Origin of the sequence: Paenibacillus sp. Soil522 (assembly GCF_001428245.1) — a bacterium.
GTDB lineage: Bacteria > Bacillota > Bacilli > Paenibacillales > Paenibacillaceae > Pristimantibacillus.
The window spans coordinates 215,624-231,483 of record NZ_LMRV01000055.1; the positions used below are offsets into that span (position 1 = coordinate 215,624).

Consider the following 15,860-nt stretch of genomic DNA (forward strand, 5'->3'; position numbering starts at 1 on the left):
TGGTTTGCCGAACCGAAATTGCAGCAGTAGGCAAATCCGGTCATAGACCGTTATGAAAACGAGGGGTCAAGCCAGAATTAGGCTTGGCACTTAGAGTGGTACCACGGGATCTTTACGGCTCTCGTCTCTTATTTTAGAGACGGGGGCTTTTTTTATTTTAGCGAAGTGGAGGAGAACGGAATGATTCATGAACAAATCATAGCGGCCATTGAAAAATTAATGCAAGGCATTCTAGCGGAGAATAAGCTGGAGCTGCCGGAAAATGTTAAGATCGCTCTCGAGCATCCTGTCAGTCTTGAGCATGGCGATTACAGCAGCAGCATAGCTATGCAGCTTGCAAAGCTATTGAAGCTCGCGCCGTCGCAGATCGCAAGCGAGTTCAAACAAAAGCTGCTTGCTCATCCGGGCATAGCCGCTTCTATCGAAAAAATCGAGGTTGCGCCTCCAGGCTTTCTTAACTTTTTTGTAAATTGGGCCTGGTGGGCGGAATCGGCTCAGCCGGCGCATTTAAACAAACGTTCCGGAAAAAAAGTGCTCATCGAGCATACGTCGATCAATCCGAACAAATCGGCTCATATCGGTCATTTGCGCAATTCCTGCATAGGCGACACGTTAGCGCGAATGCTGAGAAGGACGGGACATGAAGTAGAGGTGCATAACTATATCGATGACCTCGGCAATCAGTTGGCAGATACAGTGGTAGGCATTCTGAATACGACGACGGAGAAGCCTTATGAACGTTTTGGCGATTTTTGCTGGGAGACGTATGCCAAAATCAATAAAGCGTACAAGGAGCAGCCGGATATGCTGAAGCAGCGTGCGATTGTGCTTTCCCAGCTGGAGGAGGGCCATTCCAATACAGCATGGATGGGCCTGCTCATTGCGGAGAGAATCGTACGCGAGCATGTCGAGGAAATGAAGCGTTTCGGCATCACCTACGATGTTCTCGTGTGGGAAAGCAGCATCGTTAGGGAAGGCTTTTGGGCACGGGCGTTTGCGCTGCTGCAGACGACAGATATATTCCGTCTAGAAGACGAAGGAAAGCTGAAGGGCTGCTATGTGCTGAAGCAGCCGGCAGCCGAGGGTGAGCCGAATGAGCAATCGGAGTTCCATGCAGATAAAGTACTCGTTCGCTCGAATGGCATTTTGACCTATACCGCCAAGGACATCGCTTATCATCTCTGGAAGTTTGGTCTGCTCGATCAAGATTTTCGCTACAAAAACTTTTCGGATCGCCTATGGTCCACCCATTCGAGCGGTATAAGGAAGAAAATAGGCCGCGCCGATACGGTCATAAACGTGATCGATCAGAGGCAGGAATATCCGCAAGCGATGGTTAAGCAGGCGCTGCTCGCATTAGGTTATAAGAAGCAAGCAGAGCAGCTTAAACATGTCAGCTATGGAGTGGTATCGCTTAGTCAAGGCACGGCTAAGGGCCTCGGTATCGATACGTCCGACGGCAAGCATGCTTACGCCATGTCGGGCCGACAAGGGATCGGCATTAAAATTGCTGATTTTTTGGAACGAATGGAACAAATAATTGAAGCGAAACGTACCCGTAAAGACGGTTTAGCGAGTCATGCTATAGCGGCAGCATCTATCCGTTACTATTTGCTGCGTTACCACCTGCAGACGGAGGTAATATTTGATCTCGACCAGGCGACGGAGGTATCCGGGAATACCGGCGTTTATTTGCTTTATTCCTATGCGCGCTCCAGCAGCATTTTGAAGAAGACCGGTGTATCTGGTTCGCCCCCGCATGATTTATTGACGTTTAATGAGCTGGGGCCGCAGGAGCGAAGTCTGCTAAGACAGCTTGCTTATTGGCCTGAGACCCTTCAAGCAGCCGTTAAGGAGCTGGCTCCTAACCAGTTGTGCTCGTATGTTTATGAGCTATCTGCTTTATTTAATCACTTCTATGCAGCTTGTCCGATTCTTAAGGCAGAGGGCCAGGCGAGGAGCCTGCGCATATGGCTCACCGGGCGTTATAAGCAAACGATGCAGGATGCGCTGGTCATATTGGGATTACCCGCTCCGAACAGGATGTAGCCGGATGTTCCATTCATGCAATTCGATTGCCTGTCATATAGATAAACGCAGAGGTACAGGCATTTGAACGGCAATGAATGGAAGGCGGGTGCTTTCGTTGAAGCATGTTGCTCAGAATGATGAGACGGATCGGGATATAACGATAGATTTTGCGGTGCATGGTATGAGCTGCTCGGCTTGCGCAGCGAGGATCGAGAAGGCAGTCGGCAAAATGGATGGCGTTCAGATGGCGGCGGTCAGCTTTCCGCTTCGTACAGCGTGGGTACAGTTTAAGCCGGAGTTGCTCGGTCCTAAACAACTAGCCGAGCGGGTTAAGCAGCTGGGATTTGTCGCGCTCCTGAATGAGACGGCAGAGGCAGGACTGCATAAAGAACACAAAGCGCTTAAGCTAAGGCTCGCCGTATCGGCTGTTCTAACGCTGCCGTTATTAACCGGTATGGTGCAGCATATTCCTTTGCTTGAGCCATTGCTTGCCAGCTTGCCGGATTGGTTAACGCTGCCATGGCTGCAGCTCGCACTCGCTTCGATCATACAGTTTGTGATTGGACTGCCTTTTTATTTTGGCGCATATCATGCGGTGCGCGAGCGGAGCGCGAATATGGATGTGCTGGTTGTGATCGGTACGACCGCCGCCTATTTGTACAGCCATTATGTTGTATTTCAGAACGGCTTGTTCGGTCCGGATGCAGCTTCTGCTGCACATGCGCCACCGTTATATTTCGAAACCTCTGCTGTCGTGATTACGGCCGTGCTGCTGGGAAAATATATTGAAATCTCGGCCTCGCTTCGGGCGCAGCACGGTTCGGATGGGTATGGCAAGCTGCAGAGCCAAACGGCTGCGGTTGAACGTGCAGGGGAAGTGGTTCGCATGAAGACGGAGTTTGTGCGAGCCGGCGACATCGTGATCGTTCAGGCAGGCGAGGTTGTGCCGGTTGACGGTATCGTATGCGGCGGTCAGTCGGCAGCAGACGAATCCCTGCTCACGGGAGAAAGCTTGCCGATTGCTAAGCGGGAGGGCGATCCGGTGTGGGCGGGAACCCGAAATGAAAGCGCGCGGCTTCGCATCCGCACAAGGGCCGCCGGACATGATACGATGCTGAGCCGGATTCAAGAGCTTGTCCGGCAAGCGCAGCGGTCGAAATCAGCGATTCAGCGCAATGTCGATGCGGCGGCGAGCTGGTTTGTTCCGGTCATGCTCATCTTCGCGCTGGCAACGCTCGTGATGTGGGGAACGATTCTAGAGCCTGGCAATTGGAGTCAAGCCTATATTTGCGCTATAGCAGTCCTATTAGCGGCTTGCCCATGCGCTCTTGGGTTAGCGGCACCGATCTCGCTAGTCCTTGCATCCGCGAGGCTCGCGAAGCAAGGGATTGTGGCGAAGGAAGCGGGAGCGCTTGAGCGCTTAGCGAGAATTCAAACGATTATTTTTGATAAGACGGGGACATTAACGGAGGGCAAGCCGCATGTAAGCGCCATGGTGGCTGTTAATGGAAGCCGGGCTTCGGTGCTTCGATTGGCGGCAGCCGCCGAAGCCCAATCGGCTCATCCGCTTTCACTTGCCATTATACGTGAGGCTAACAAGCTTGGACTTGTTATCCCTGACGCCAGTCAGCATACGTTTACGCCAGGCGGTGGCGTTGAAGCGGTAGTTGAGAAACAACGATTCGCGGTAGGCAATGCCAGATTTGCGCATGAACGTGAATGGAACATGAGCAGCGAGGCCGCCGGATTTGCGAAGCAGCGCGAGGCTATGGGTGAAACGGTGCTTTACGCCGCACTCGAGGGACAATGCGTTGGCGTACTCGCATTTAGCGATATGGTTAAGGCAAATGCGGCAGATACGGTAAAGGAGCTAAGGGCGCTTGGCGTTTCGTCGCTTCTGGCAACAGGCGATCACGAAGCGCCGGCTCGAGCTGCTGCAAAAGCAGTAGGCATAGCAACCGTTCATGCTTCCATGCTGCCAGAGAGCAAGGTAGCGCTTATAGAGCAGCTGAAGCGTCAAGGCAAGCGGGTCGCAATGGCCGGCGATGGCTGGAATGATGCGCCGGCATTGGCTGCAGCGGATGTTGGGCTTGCGATGGGGGAAGGCACGGACGCGGCGCTGAGCGCAGGCCATATGACTTTGCTCTTCTCCCGCTTGCAGGCGATCCCTGAAGCGATCAGAATAAGCCGCTTAACGATTCGAAATGTCAGGCAAAACTTAACATTCGCCTTTCTATACAATGTGATCATCATTCCCTTTGCCGCATTTGGCCTGCTTGAGCCTTGGATGGCAGGAACGGCAATGGCGCTCAGCTCGGTATCGGTCGTCGGCAACGCACTCCGGCTCACGGGTCAGCTTCGGCGGAAGGCTGGAGCTGGCTAATGACGATGACGTGGCAGCAGGTGGGCTTCATTATATTGACCGGCTTGTTCAGCGCGCCGCATTGTATCGGAATGTGCGGGGGGATTGTGTCCGCCGTATCAATGAATTCCTCGGCATCTGCACATAAATCGATGCTTCTATACAATGCAGGACGTGTTCTATCCTATACTATGCTAGGAGCCCTTATGGGAGTGGTTGGTTCTTTTGTTGATGTGGCCGGCAAGCTTGCAGGCGTGCAAGGCCTAGCTTCTATTATAGGCGGCTGTTTTTTGCTGCTGTGGCTGTGGCGCAGATTTCAGCTCCCGCTTATGCACCGGTTATCCGTTATTCTTCACAGGAGATTAGCAGGCGGCGCACAGCGCTCAGTGAATCAAGAACATTGGCATTTGCTCGCTACGGGAGTTGCCTTCGGATTTTTGCCCTGCGGCTTGACGTATGCGATGCAGATGACGGCCGCCTCCACCGGCTCCGGGCTCCAAGGGGCGGCTGTCATGGCGTTGTTTGGACTTTCAACCTTTCCGGCATTAGCGGCTGCTGCGTCTATTGCCTCCTTTGCCAATAGGAAATGGCGGCGGTTCATGCGCAAAGCCAGCGTCATGACGGCAATATCCGTAGGCGTCATATCCATTTTGCGCGGGCTGGCCGTCAACGGTGTTATCCCGACGATAAATCCGTGGCTTTGGTAAGCAGGCTAATGGATTGCCCGTAATACTCTTATAATGGTGTACGTGTGATCGCCCGTTACAAGCGTTAATGCTGCTTTCCACGTGCCGGCCATTAAAGGTACGCCTTCACCCGAATACATTCCCGGAGCAGTTTCGGTCATGCTAAACTCGTAATCGCCGCAGATCATATTCAGCATATTAAGCTTGACCGTTAAGCCGGCACCCTGCAAGGGAGCGCCGGACAGATCGGTCAGTTCGATCAAAAAATGGTTGCTGTGAAGCACTTTAGCCGGATAATCATCGATCGACCATATCGCATGTCCGCTCTCAAACGCATGCTCTGTTATAGGGGGAGGCGCTTCCTCGCGATCACGGAGCAAGGTGAAAGCAATTCCGGCGAAAAGAGCAATAACGACAAAAATGCAGATGAATCTAAAAAGAGGGGAGATTGGCCTGTGCTGAGGCAACATGTCTGGTAATGACCTCCTTTACGGTAAACGGAAATAGATTTTCTTAAAGAGCGATGAAAGAGGCTTATTACGTTACCTATGCTTCAAATGGAAGGAGCAGAACGGGATTGCCGCTCTGAATAATTGTACGGATATTAATGGACAAATTTCGAGAGACAGTGTATATTAACAACTGATAATTTCATATTGTATAAACAGGTGTGGATACGAGGCTATCTTACAAGGAAGAAGCAGCTTGTAAACTCTCGTTGACACTTAATAGGGAAGACCGGTGAGAATCCGGCACGGACCCGCCACTGTAAGGATTGCCAGCGAAAGCACGCGTTCGCTGCGCTATCCGAGTCAGAAAATCTGCCTGTTTACATAACGCTTAAACCTACGTGGACTTAGGATGGTGTTAGGGAAGCTTTTCGCTTAGCTTGTTTTTAGAGAGCGTGTAATAGCATTTCTGGCACAATTGTCAGAGATGCTTTTTTATTTTATACGAAAAAATAATATAGGGGTGCAGGACAAGATGAATGGGATTAACCGAAATATGATGAAGTTTCTTTTCAGCATGCTGCTGACGATGATGCTCGTATTTACGAGCGCATGCGGCGCAAACAGCGAAACGGAGAACAAGCCTGGCAATACTGCTGCTAATTCGGAGCAGGCCGCTGCGAACGAGCCGGCGCCATCCGGGCAAGCTACTGTTTATCCGCTCACGCTAAAGGATGATACGGGCACGGAGATTACGTTCGAGCAGCAGCCGACGAAGGTTGTAACGCTTGTTCCTAGTGAAACGGAAGCCATTTATGCCATTGGCTCTGGCGAGCAAGTGGTTGGCGTCGACGAATACAGCAATTATCCGGAGGAAGCGGCATCCAAGCCGAAGGTCGGCGATATGACGACTAATATTGAAGCAGTCGCCGCGCTGGAGCCGGATCTCGTGCTTGCGTCATCTTCGATGAACACGGAAGCGATCATGAAGCTGCGCGAATTGAAAATTACGGTATATGCGACAGACCCGCTTACTTATGAAGCAGTTATTGCCAAAATCGAAAATTTAGGCCATATTATGAATAAACAATCCGAAGCGGCTGAAATTGCTGAGCATATGCGCTTAGTTAAGCAGCAGGTGACCGATGCCGTGAAGGACGCGGAGAAGAAGAACGTATACCTGGAATTTTCGCCTGGTTGGACGGTTGGATCCTCTACATTCCTCGATGAGCTGCTGACACTGGCGGGCGGTAAGAACATTGCAGCTGCTAAGCCAGGCTGGTACGAGGTCAGCGCAGAGGAAGTCGTTACTCAAAATCCGGAGCTTATTATTTACCCTGATTTGAAGGAGGACCCGAATCCAATCGTTGCAGGCATTGAAAGCCGTCCCGGCTGGAATGTCATCGATGCGGTGAAAAATAAGCAAATGTTTGCTGTGACCGAGGATCCGCTCGTACGCGTAGGACCGCGTCTTGCTGATGGTTTGCTCGAGCTTGCTAAAGTGATTCACCCGGATCTCGTAAAATAATCAAATGACCTATAAACTAGTTTGGTATGGAGGAGCAGCTATGCTCCTTCTTGCTGTTTCTATCGTTGTTAGTTTATCGATTGGCTCGGCTGGCATCTCTGTTAGGGACGTATGGGGCATCATGCTTCATCAGCTGCCTTGGCTTGCGGATAAGCCGCTTCCTTATACGCCGGGAGAAATAGCGATCGTAACACAGGTTAGGCTTTCACGCGTTTTGCTTGCTGTCCTTGTCGGCGCTTGCCTTGCGCTTGCGGGCACCGGCTTTCAAGGCGTGCTGCGCAATCCGTTAGCCGATCCGTATACGCTTGGCGTAGCCTCGGGCTGCTCGGTAGGCGCCGCATTCATTATATTGTTCGGGCTGCAGACTGCGATTGGCATGTGGACGATACCGCTTGTAGCCTTCGGTACGGGAACCGTTACGCTGCTTGGCGTCTTCTGGCTCTCGCGGAACAAAGGGGTCATGCTTATTGAAACGCTTATTTTGTCAGGAGTCATTGTTCAATCGTTTCTTGGCGCTTTCGTATCGTTCATGGTGTCGATGTCGGAGGGCGTCGTCAATCAGATTTTATTTTGGCTGATGGGCTCGCTTGCCATGCGGAGCTGGGATAATGTCTATATGCTTATTCCATTTCTGCTTGTCGGGCTTCCGCTCCTGCTCATCTACGGTCAATCGCTCAATTTATTCGTGCTTGGAGAGCGGCATGCTGCGCATCTCGGTATTCGCGTCGAACGAACGAAGCTAATCGTATTAATCAGCTCGACCCTGCTGACGGCTGCAGCCGTTTCCGTATCCGGCGTTATCGGTTTCGTCGGACTAGTGGTGCCGCATCTGATCCGTTTGCTTGTCGGTCCGGACTATCGGCTGATTACCCCTTTATCTGCTATCGGGGGCGGCGCATTCATCCTTTGGTCAGATACGCTTGCGCGAATGGCGCTGTCGCCAAAAGAAATTCCGCTGGGCGTCGTTACAGCACTTATCGGTGCGCCTTTCTTCGCCTATTTACTGCATAGGCAGAAGCTGAAGCAAGGAGGGACGATATGATCGAGGTGCAAGACATCGTTCAGACCGTGCAGGGAAGGCTTGTGCTGAAGGGCCTTTCCTGCTCGTTTAAGGAAGGGTGTATTTACGGCATTATTGGACCCAATGGCGTTGGCAAATCAACGCTGCTGCACTTACTTTCCGGAGTCGATCAGCCAAAGCAAGGAAAGGTGCTGCTTGCTGGCCGAAATATAGCTTCAATTCCGCGTAAGCAGCTTGCGAAAAAGCTGGCTGTGCTGCAGCAGGGCGGTCTGCCTCCTTCCATGTTCTCCGTACGCGAGGTCGTCAGCATGGGGAGATATCCGTTCCAAAACTGGCTTGGCAGCGAGGAAAATGATTCCGGGTCGATTATCGATGAGGCATTAGCCGCGATGGGTCTTCAAGAGCTGGAGCACCGCAAAATGGATCAGCTTAGCGGAGGAGAGCGGCAGCGCGTGGCGCTGGCAAAGCTGATGGCGCAGGAGCCGTCTATTATTTTGCTGGACGAGCCGACAACCTTTTTGGATATTGGCTTCCAGGTACAGCTGCTCGATACGGTGCGAATGTGGCAGCGCGAGCGCGGGCTGACTGTTATCGCCGTGCTTCATGATTTAAATTTAGCTTCTCTTTATTGTGACGAGCTCCTCGTTCTTCATCAAGGAAAGGTCGCTGCCGCAGGAACGCCTCATGAGGTGCTTACGTCAGCGCTAATCGAACATGTTTATGAGACAACAACTGCTATCATTGTGCATCCTTTGACAGGTGTTCCGCAAATTATGATTCAACCAAATTTATATAACTAAACAGCCCATGCGGGTTTGAAGGAGCTGACGAAATGGAAAGCGATTTGTATAAACAGCTTACAGATACGATTACTCAAATAAAGCCCTTCAACGAAGAGGCAGCGGTATTAGCCATGAGGCATTCTGATTCCTTAACGAAGCCCCCGGGCAGCTTAGGCAGGCTTGAAGCCATTGCAAAGCAGCTAGCCGGCATTTCTGGTCAATTATGGCCGGATTTATCACGTAAATCTGTCATTGTTATGGCAGGCGACCACGGCGTTTGCGATGAGGGGGTTAGTGCGTTTCCGCAGGCGGTGACGCCGCAGATGGTACTAAACTTTCTAAACGGCGGAGCGGCTGTCAACGTGTTGGCGCGGCAAGCTGGAGCAGACGTCATTTGCGTCGATATTGGCGTGAATGCGGATTTAGAGCATGAGCGGCTCGTAAGCCGCAAGGTAGTGCGCGGGACGGCCAATATGACGAAGCAGCCTGCTTTGACCCGTGAAGAAGCCATTAAAGCGATTTTGGTTGGAATAGAAGTCGTGAACGAGCAGGTACAGCGCGGCTGCCGTTTGTTTGCAACGGGTGAAATGGGCATTGGCAACACAACGGCCAGCGCCGCTATCACAACCGTATTGACGGGGCTAACGCCGGAAGAATCTGTAGGCCGCGGAACAGGCATTAACGATGCGGTCTGGTTAAACAAAGTGGATGTTGTGAAACGCGCGATCGCTGTTAATCAGATTGATCCGGCTGATCCAATCGATGTGCTCGCCAAGGTCGGCGGTGCGGAAATTGCCGGACTTGTCGGCGTCATTATCGGAGCTGCGGCGAACGGGTGTCCAGTCGTCATCGACGGCTATATTTCATCGGCTGCGGCGCTTGTCGCATCGCGTATCGCAGAGCAGACGCTTCCTTATATGCTTGCATCCCACCTCTCGCAGGAGCAAGGTCATTTGAAACTGCTGGAATCGATTGGCTTGCAGCCGATCATGCAGCTGGAGATGCGGCTGGGAGAGGGTACAGGAGCGGTATTATGTTTTCATTTTATTGACGCTGCGCTCCATCTCATGCAGGAGATGGCTACTTTTGAGAGCGCGGGCGTATCTAAGGGCTAGGTGATGGAAGTTGGCAATACTGGTAACCGGCGGAGCCCGCAGCGGAAAGAGCGGTTTCGCTGAGCAATATGCGAAGCGTGCTGCGGCCCGCGGCATTTATATCGCAACCTGTCTGCCTTATGATGACGAGATGATTGAGCGCATCGGAAAGCACCGGACAGATCGCGTCGAATCCGGCTTTAGCTGGGAAACGGAAGAGGAAGCCTATGAAGCAGCTGAACGGCTTAATCGGATGGCTGAGCAATTTAAAGCAGCAGCACAACATGGCCTGGAACCGCCCGTCGTGCTGCTCGATTGTTTAACCTTATGGCTGACGAATTGGCTCCTGCGAATCGAGCATGAATCGTTAGAAGAGAATCGTCTGGAAATAGAAATAGCAAAGCTGCTGGAAGCTATCCAAAATTATCCATATTCCTTGCTAATCGTCACGAATGAGGTTGGCTCCGGCATCGTGCCGGCTTATCCGCTGGGCAGATTGTTCCGAGACGAGGCAGGTCGTCTTAATCAGCAGGCAGCTGCGATTTGCGAACGTGTCTTTCTCGTTACGGCGGGCATTCCGGTCGAGCTGAAATCGCAAGCCTTCAGGTGGGACCAACTATGATTTTATACTCTATGAAGGAGCTGCTGCTGCTTGCGGCGGCAGCTATTGCGATTGACTGGTTTATTGGTGATCCGAAATGGCCCACCCATCCTGTTATATGGATTGGACGGCTCATTCGGCTGCTGGAGCGACTTCTCGCTCCAGAGCGGTTGACTGGACGACCTGCCGCTGTTAAGGTTTTGGGTATCATTCTAACTGCGGTAACGCTCGCGATAAGCTGGGGATCGATGTGGTTGATCGTTTGGGCAGCGGATGCCCTGCACCCGTGGCTTGGTTATGCGGTTAGCGCTTGGTTTATTTCGACTACGCTAGCGGTCAAGGGCTTGAAGGAAGCGGCCATGCTGGTCTATGTCCCGTTGGTTGAGGGGAGACTGGGTGAAGCGCGAAAATATGTCGGTTATATTGTCGGACGGGATACGGCGATGCTTGATGAACGGGAGGCTTCGCGGGCTGCTGTCGAGACCGTAGCCGAAAATACGGTAGACGCGCTAGTATCGCCGTTGTTGTTCGCACTTATCGGAGGAGCTCCGCTCGCTATGCTGTATCGCGCCGCGAATACGCTGGATTCTATGGTCGGTTATCGCAATGAGAAGTATATATGGTTTGGCTGGTGCTCGGCACGGACAGATGATGTGCTTAATTACATACCTGCACGGTTGACAGGCGTAATGCTTACGATCTCGGCATTGTTTTTTCGGCGCATGAAGGCAAGGCAAGCGGTTCGCGCCATATTTGCCTTTGCGCATCTTCATCCGAGCCCAAACAGCGGCATCCCGGAATCCGCGGTGGCGGGTGCGCTTGGCATTGAGCTGGGGGGCACGAATGTGTACTTCGGCGTACCTGGCGAACGGGCAAGAATGGGCTGGCCGACGCGCCTGCTGCAGCCGAACGATATTCTGCTTACCGTTCGTTTATTGTATAGCGTTAGCATTATTTTATTTGCGGGAGTGATAGCGGTATGGTTCGTCGTGAGGTAAAGCTGCATGTTCAAGCTCTTATCGCTGCATTTCAATTTTTAACGCGAATTCCGGTCCCGGTGACCGTTCCGTTTGTAGAACCCGTTCTTGCACGGAGTGTGATCTATTTCCCGCTCGCGGGAGCGCTTATTGGCGTTTGCCTAGCCGCTTTCGCTTTTGTTTTAGACCTTTTTGTTCCTGCATGGCCCTGCGCTGTAATCGTGCTCGCCTTTTGGACGGCATTAAGCGGAGGCCTGCATCTTGACGGCTGGATGGACACGGCAGACGGCGTGCTGAGTCACCGCTCCCGCGAGCGGATGCTCGAAATTATGAAGGATAGCCGGGTAGGGGCGATGGGTGTACTTGCTGCCGTGCTGCTGCTGTTGTTGAAAGCCTCGTTGGTATACGAATTATTAGATGGTGTTCAGGCTATGCCTTATTGGCCGCTGCTCGTGACCGTTCCGATATGGAGCCGGGCTTGGATGACCGCGGCAATTGCATGCTGGCCAAATGCAAGGCAAGGAGAAGGAATTGCCGTATTGTTTAATGAGGTTAAAGGTTTGCATGCTGCGGCAGCGTTTTTCGCAGCTGCTGCCGGCACATGGATCGTTTTATGGATTTCTGGCATGAAAGAGAACGCAGCATTCATCTTGCTGTTGATAATAGGATTGATTACCGTTTGTTGCGGTTGGCTTCTTGCCGCATGGTTGAATCGGAAGCTTGGCGGTTTGACCGGCGATACATACGGAGCTATGAACGAAGCGATTGAGGCGGTGCTGTTGTTGGCTGCGGTCATATGGCTTCACGCGCTATAGAAAAGGAGTTGCAAGTAAAGATGTTGGAAAGATACGGTCATGGCGGCGATTTGCGGACCGCGGAGGAAGCTTTCGGAATACCTGCACAAAAATTTGTAGATTTCAGCTCGAACATGAATCCGCTGGGACCGCCGCTTAGTGTAAAGCAAGCCTTACTCGCTTATGCGGAGCTTATCGGACAATACCCGGACCCTGCCGTGCGCGGACTGAGACGGAAGCTCTCTAAGCTGCACAATATCGATGAGCAATCGATTGTCGTCGGCAATGGGGCAGCGGAATTAATAGATCTTATCGTACGTGTGCTGCAGCCCAAATTAACGACGCTGGCTATTCCTTGCTTTGACGAATATGGAGATGCAATACGGAAAATTGGCGGAGCGGTGTATGAAGTTAAGCTGTCAGCGGATCATCAATTCGAATTGATATGGGATTCGGAGCATTTATGCGAAGCAGCTGCTGCCGGATCGTTATTCATTCTCGGCTCGCCGAACAATCCGACCGGGCAGCTTGTAGATCCGGAGCTCATCCGGAAGCTGTTGAAAAAGGGCGGATATGTTGTCGTTGACGAAGCATTTATGGATTTTGTTCCGGAGGAATCGTGTTACAGCCTTATTCAGGAGGCGACGAAAAATGAGAGATTATTCGTTATCCGCTCCATGACGAAATTTTATGCGATACCCGGCATTCGGCTTGGCTATATCGTAGGCATGCCAAAAACGTTGAGCGGATTAAGGCGCCTGCAGGTGCCTTGGAGCGTTAATTCCTTAGCACAGCTGATCGGAGAGTCGGTGCTGGACGAGGCGGATTATGCCGGACGGACGATTTCGTGGCTGCAAAAGGAAAGGCCGTGGCTGATCTCAGAGCTGGAGGCAATCGGCTTTGAAGTTAATCCTAGTGCGGCCAATTATTTACTCGTACGCATTCCGAAGGACGTTGGATTAAGCGCCAGCATGCTTCAGCTTGAGATGGGTAAGAAGGGCGTCCTCATTCGTGACGCGTCGAGATTTTCCGGCCTTGATCATACTTATATTCGGGTTGCCATTAAGCTTCGTGAGCAAAATGAGCAGCTGGTAGCGGCATTAAAGCTATGCTTGATTCAAAACGGGAGCCGTGGTGTGAAATGACTTATAAAGAAGAGCGTGCATCAGGGATAACCGCAGCTTTAGGCCGTACAATCATGGTACAGGGTACAGCTTCAGATGTAGGCAAAAGCTTGATTACAGCTGCGCTTTGCAGGATTTTCACGAAGGATGGCTGGCGTACGGCCCCCTTTAAATCGCAAAATATGTCGCTAAACTCTTATGTCACATGGGATGGTAAAGAAATCGGCCGCGCGCAAGGTATGCAGGCGGATGCTTGCGGCATCCTCGCGACGACGGACATGAATCCGATATTGCTTAAGCCGTCGGGAGAAATGAAATCGCAGGTCGTGGTGCACGGCAAGCCTTTGCGAGATTATAATGCAAAAGAATACCGCGAGAAATATTTGCCGGTCGCCGGCAGTATCGTCCAGGCGTCGCTTCGGCGTTTGCGCGAGGCGTATGACATCGTAGTGCTGGAAGGTGCGGGCAGTCCGGCTGAGATTAATTTGAAGGATCGCGATATCGTCAATATGCGGATGGCAGCTTGGGCGGACGCTCCCGTCATTCTTGTTGCCGATATTGATCGGGGCGGCGTATTTGCTTCCATCGTCGGTACCTTGGAGCTGCTTGAGCCGGAGGAGAGAGACCGCATATGCGGCTTCATCATTAACAAGTTCCGCGGCGATGTATCTTTGCTGCAAGCTGGCCTGGATTGGCTGGAGGATCGAACAGGGAAGCCAGTGCTTGGTGTCCTGCCATTTATGCCGGGCTTGGAGCTCGAGGATGAGGATTCGCTTTCACTTAGCAAACAGCAGGCCGCTGCCTTACATTCGGATGGTGCCAAGCTGCAGCGGGAGCTGGATATAGCCGTTATACAGCTGCCGCGCATTTCTAACTTTACGGATATCGACCCGCTGCGCTTCGAGACGGACGTTCAGCTTCGTTATATTGAACATGCAGGACAGTGGGGCAGTCCTGATGCTGTCATCCTTCCAGGCAGCAAAAATACGATCGAGGATTTATTATGGCTGAGGGAAACAGGCTTGGCCGAGCTAATACATAAACATGTGTCCAGCGGCGGGGCAGCAGTCGGTATTTGCGGCGGATACGAGATGCTGGGATCAAAGCTGTATGATCCGCTGCACATCGAATCGTCCGTGGAGGAAACGGACGGGTTATCCTTTTTTCCATTCGAGGTCCGCTTTACGGAGCAGAAAAAAACGGTGCGAGTCGAAGGTGCAGGCCAATTTAACGGTGATGCGTCACCCGCCAAGATCGAGGGTTATGAGATTCATATGGGCGAGGTGAACTGGCAGCAGGCGGACCAGTCCATGTATCGGCCGTTTCTAATTAGGGAGCATCGATCATTGCTGGAGGACGAGTCTCCTTCCCCTTACGAAGCCGAGGGAGCGAGCTCACCCGATGGAAAGTTGTGGGGAACTTTTATTCACGGTATATTGCATAATGACGATTTTCGCCGAAACTGGTTAAACAGCTTGCGTGAATCGAAGGGACTGGAGTCCTTACCGGCTGAACTGCGGTTTCAAGAAAGACGGGAAGCTGCGTTCGACCGGCTGGCGGAGCATGCGCGTCGCTACCTTAATACAGCGCTTATTTACGATCTACTAGGTTTGCCGGAGGAGGGCGCACGATGACTCAGCCTTTCCGTGGCGGCAGGCGATATGTTTCAACCATTTGGCGCGGCGTGAGCCTACAGCTGCTTGAGGACCGGATTGAAGCAAGCTGTCCGGATCGCCTATATACTCTAAGCAGCGCAGTTCATCCGGGAGGCTTCTCCTATTCGAACTGCATCATAAACTGGAAGGTGCCGCTCACCTATCAATGCGATGATCCCGTTCGCGAAATCGTGAGGAAATGCGGGGAATGGGGCTGCGATTCCAAGGATACGATCGGTCTGATCACCGCGGCGAAGCTGACGCATGCGTCCATCACCGAGCTTGAAGGCGACCGGTTTAAGCTGTTGTGCTGTACGACTGTCGGAACGCGTAACGCGGCGAGAGCAGGCTTGCAGCGCAGCACCTTTTCCGCTTATTCGCCGGGAACGATTAATACGATTATTATGATCGATGGCCAGATGACTGAAGCCGCGATGGTTAACGCAGTTATAACCGCGACAGAAGCAAAAACAGCCGCACTTCAGCAATTAGGCATCGTAGAGAGGGCGACCGGCGAATCGGCAACCGGCACCACGACAGACGCTATCGTGATCGGAGTAAGCCAGGCAGTAAGCTGGAATGCGGTACATGCTTATGCCGGCGCAGCGACTACGATCGGCTGCGCCATCGGCGAAGCCGTATATGAGACGGTGCTCGAAGCGGCCCGAACGCAGCAGGAGGACTAAGGCTGTCTTAGCCGGGAACGCTTGACAGAGAAGATTAAAATAATGAAGTATCCATTACAGCGGCAGCGAT

Annotated in this window: 14 protein-coding genes, 1 riboswitch and 1 other annotated feature (1 of these 16 cut by a window edge); of the genes, 13 read left to right on the forward strand and 1 reads right to left on the reverse strand. The window is 52.3% G+C overall.

Features of this window, described 5'->3' with window-relative positions; all coding sequences use genetic code 11:
* Positions 1-132 (forward strand) — a binding site (T-box leader) (it extends 101 nt beyond the left edge of the window).
* 48 nt (positions 133-180) lie between these two features.
* The 3 genes from ASG81_RS18650 (at position 181) to ASG81_RS18660 (ending at position 5,100) form a co-directional block, all read left to right on the forward strand.
* Positions 181-2,049, forward strand: coding sequence for an arginine--tRNA ligase (locus ASG81_RS18650; RefSeq protein WP_056637413.1), 1,869 nt, complete (start codon positions 181-183; stop codon positions 2,047-2,049).
* Between the two features lie 97 nt (positions 2,050-2,146).
* On the forward strand, positions 2,147-4,414 hold the full coding sequence (locus ASG81_RS18655) for a heavy metal translocating P-type ATPase (RefSeq protein WP_056637415.1): 2,268 nt from the start codon (positions 2,147-2,149) through the stop codon (positions 4,412-4,414).
* Complete coding sequence (locus ASG81_RS18660; protein ID WP_056637417.1) at positions 4,414-5,100, forward strand: sulfite exporter TauE/SafE family protein; 687 nt, start codon at positions 4,414-4,416, stop codon at positions 5,098-5,100. The genes ASG81_RS18655 and ASG81_RS18660 overlap by 1 nt, the downstream gene beginning before the upstream one ends.
* Before the next feature lie 5 nt (positions 5,101-5,105).
* Here ASG81_RS18660 and ASG81_RS18665 read toward each other — a convergent pair whose 3' ends face one another.
* Positions 5,106-5,549 carry a hypothetical protein gene (locus ASG81_RS18665; protein WP_056637419.1) on the reverse strand — a complete coding sequence of 148 codons (444 nt, stop codon included), beginning with the start codon at positions 5,547-5,549 and terminating at the stop codon, positions 5,106-5,108.
* A 215-nt stretch (positions 5,550-5,764) separates the two neighbouring features.
* Positions 5,765-5,922: riboswitch (cobalamin riboswitch) on the forward strand.
* Between the two features lie 141 nt (positions 5,923-6,063).
* Here ASG81_RS18665 and ASG81_RS18670 point away from each other — a divergent pair.
* From ASG81_RS18670 to ASG81_RS18715, 10 genes are read left to right on the forward strand one after another with little or no spacing between them, the layout of a single operon-like run.
* Positions 6,064-7,056 (forward strand): ABC transporter substrate-binding protein, encoded by a 993-nt coding sequence (locus ASG81_RS18670; RefSeq protein ID WP_056637422.1) that lies wholly within the window; start codon positions 6,064-6,066, stop codon positions 7,054-7,056.
* Between the two features lie 40 nt (positions 7,057-7,096).
* Entirely contained in the window at positions 7,097-8,098 is a 1,002-nt protein-coding gene (locus ASG81_RS18675; RefSeq protein ID WP_235548925.1) for a FecCD family ABC transporter permease, read from the forward strand.
* A complete protein-coding gene (locus ASG81_RS18680) occupies positions 8,095-8,877 on the forward strand; it encodes an ABC transporter ATP-binding protein (RefSeq protein WP_056637427.1) in 783 nt (260 codons plus the stop codon). Before ASG81_RS18675 ends, ASG81_RS18680 begins: the two co-directional genes overlap by 4 nt.
* 32 nt (positions 8,878-8,909) lie before the next feature.
* The gene (gene cobT, locus ASG81_RS18685) at positions 8,910-9,974 is read left to right on the forward strand and encodes a nicotinate-nucleotide--dimethylbenzimidazole phosphoribosyltransferase (RefSeq protein WP_056637433.1); all 1,065 of its coding nucleotides are present in this window, start codon (positions 8,910-8,912) and stop codon (positions 9,972-9,974) included.
* A gap of 10 nt (positions 9,975-9,984) precedes the next feature.
* On the forward strand, positions 9,985-10,575 hold the full coding sequence (gene cobU, locus ASG81_RS18690) for a bifunctional adenosylcobinamide kinase/adenosylcobinamide-phosphate guanylyltransferase (protein ID WP_056637440.1): 591 nt from the start codon (positions 9,985-9,987) through the stop codon (positions 10,573-10,575).
* Positions 10,572-11,552, forward strand: a complete 981-nt coding sequence (gene cbiB / locus ASG81_RS18695; RefSeq protein ID WP_056637445.1) for an adenosylcobinamide-phosphate synthase CbiB — start codon at positions 10,572-10,574, stop codon at positions 11,550-11,552. The genes cobU and cbiB overlap by 4 nt, the downstream gene beginning before the upstream one ends.
* Complete coding sequence (gene cobS, locus ASG81_RS18700) at positions 11,534-12,346, forward strand: adenosylcobinamide-GDP ribazoletransferase (RefSeq protein ID WP_056637451.1); 813 nt, start codon at positions 11,534-11,536, stop codon at positions 12,344-12,346. Before cbiB ends, cobS begins: the two co-directional genes overlap by 19 nt.
* A gap of 20 nt (positions 12,347-12,366) precedes the next feature.
* Positions 12,367-13,470, forward strand: coding sequence for a threonine-phosphate decarboxylase CobD (gene cobD / locus ASG81_RS18705; RefSeq protein ID WP_056637454.1), 1,104 nt, complete (start codon positions 12,367-12,369; stop codon positions 13,468-13,470).
* A complete protein-coding gene (locus ASG81_RS18710; protein WP_056637457.1) occupies positions 13,467-15,083 on the forward strand; it encodes a cobyric acid synthase in 1,617 nt (538 codons plus the stop codon). Before cobD ends, ASG81_RS18710 begins: the two co-directional genes overlap by 4 nt.
* A complete protein-coding gene (locus ASG81_RS18715) occupies positions 15,080-15,790 on the forward strand; it encodes an adenosylcobinamide amidohydrolase (protein WP_056637461.1) in 711 nt (236 codons plus the stop codon). The genes ASG81_RS18710 and ASG81_RS18715 overlap by 4 nt, the downstream gene beginning before the upstream one ends.
* The last annotated feature ends 70 nt before the right edge of the window (positions 15,791-15,860 follow it).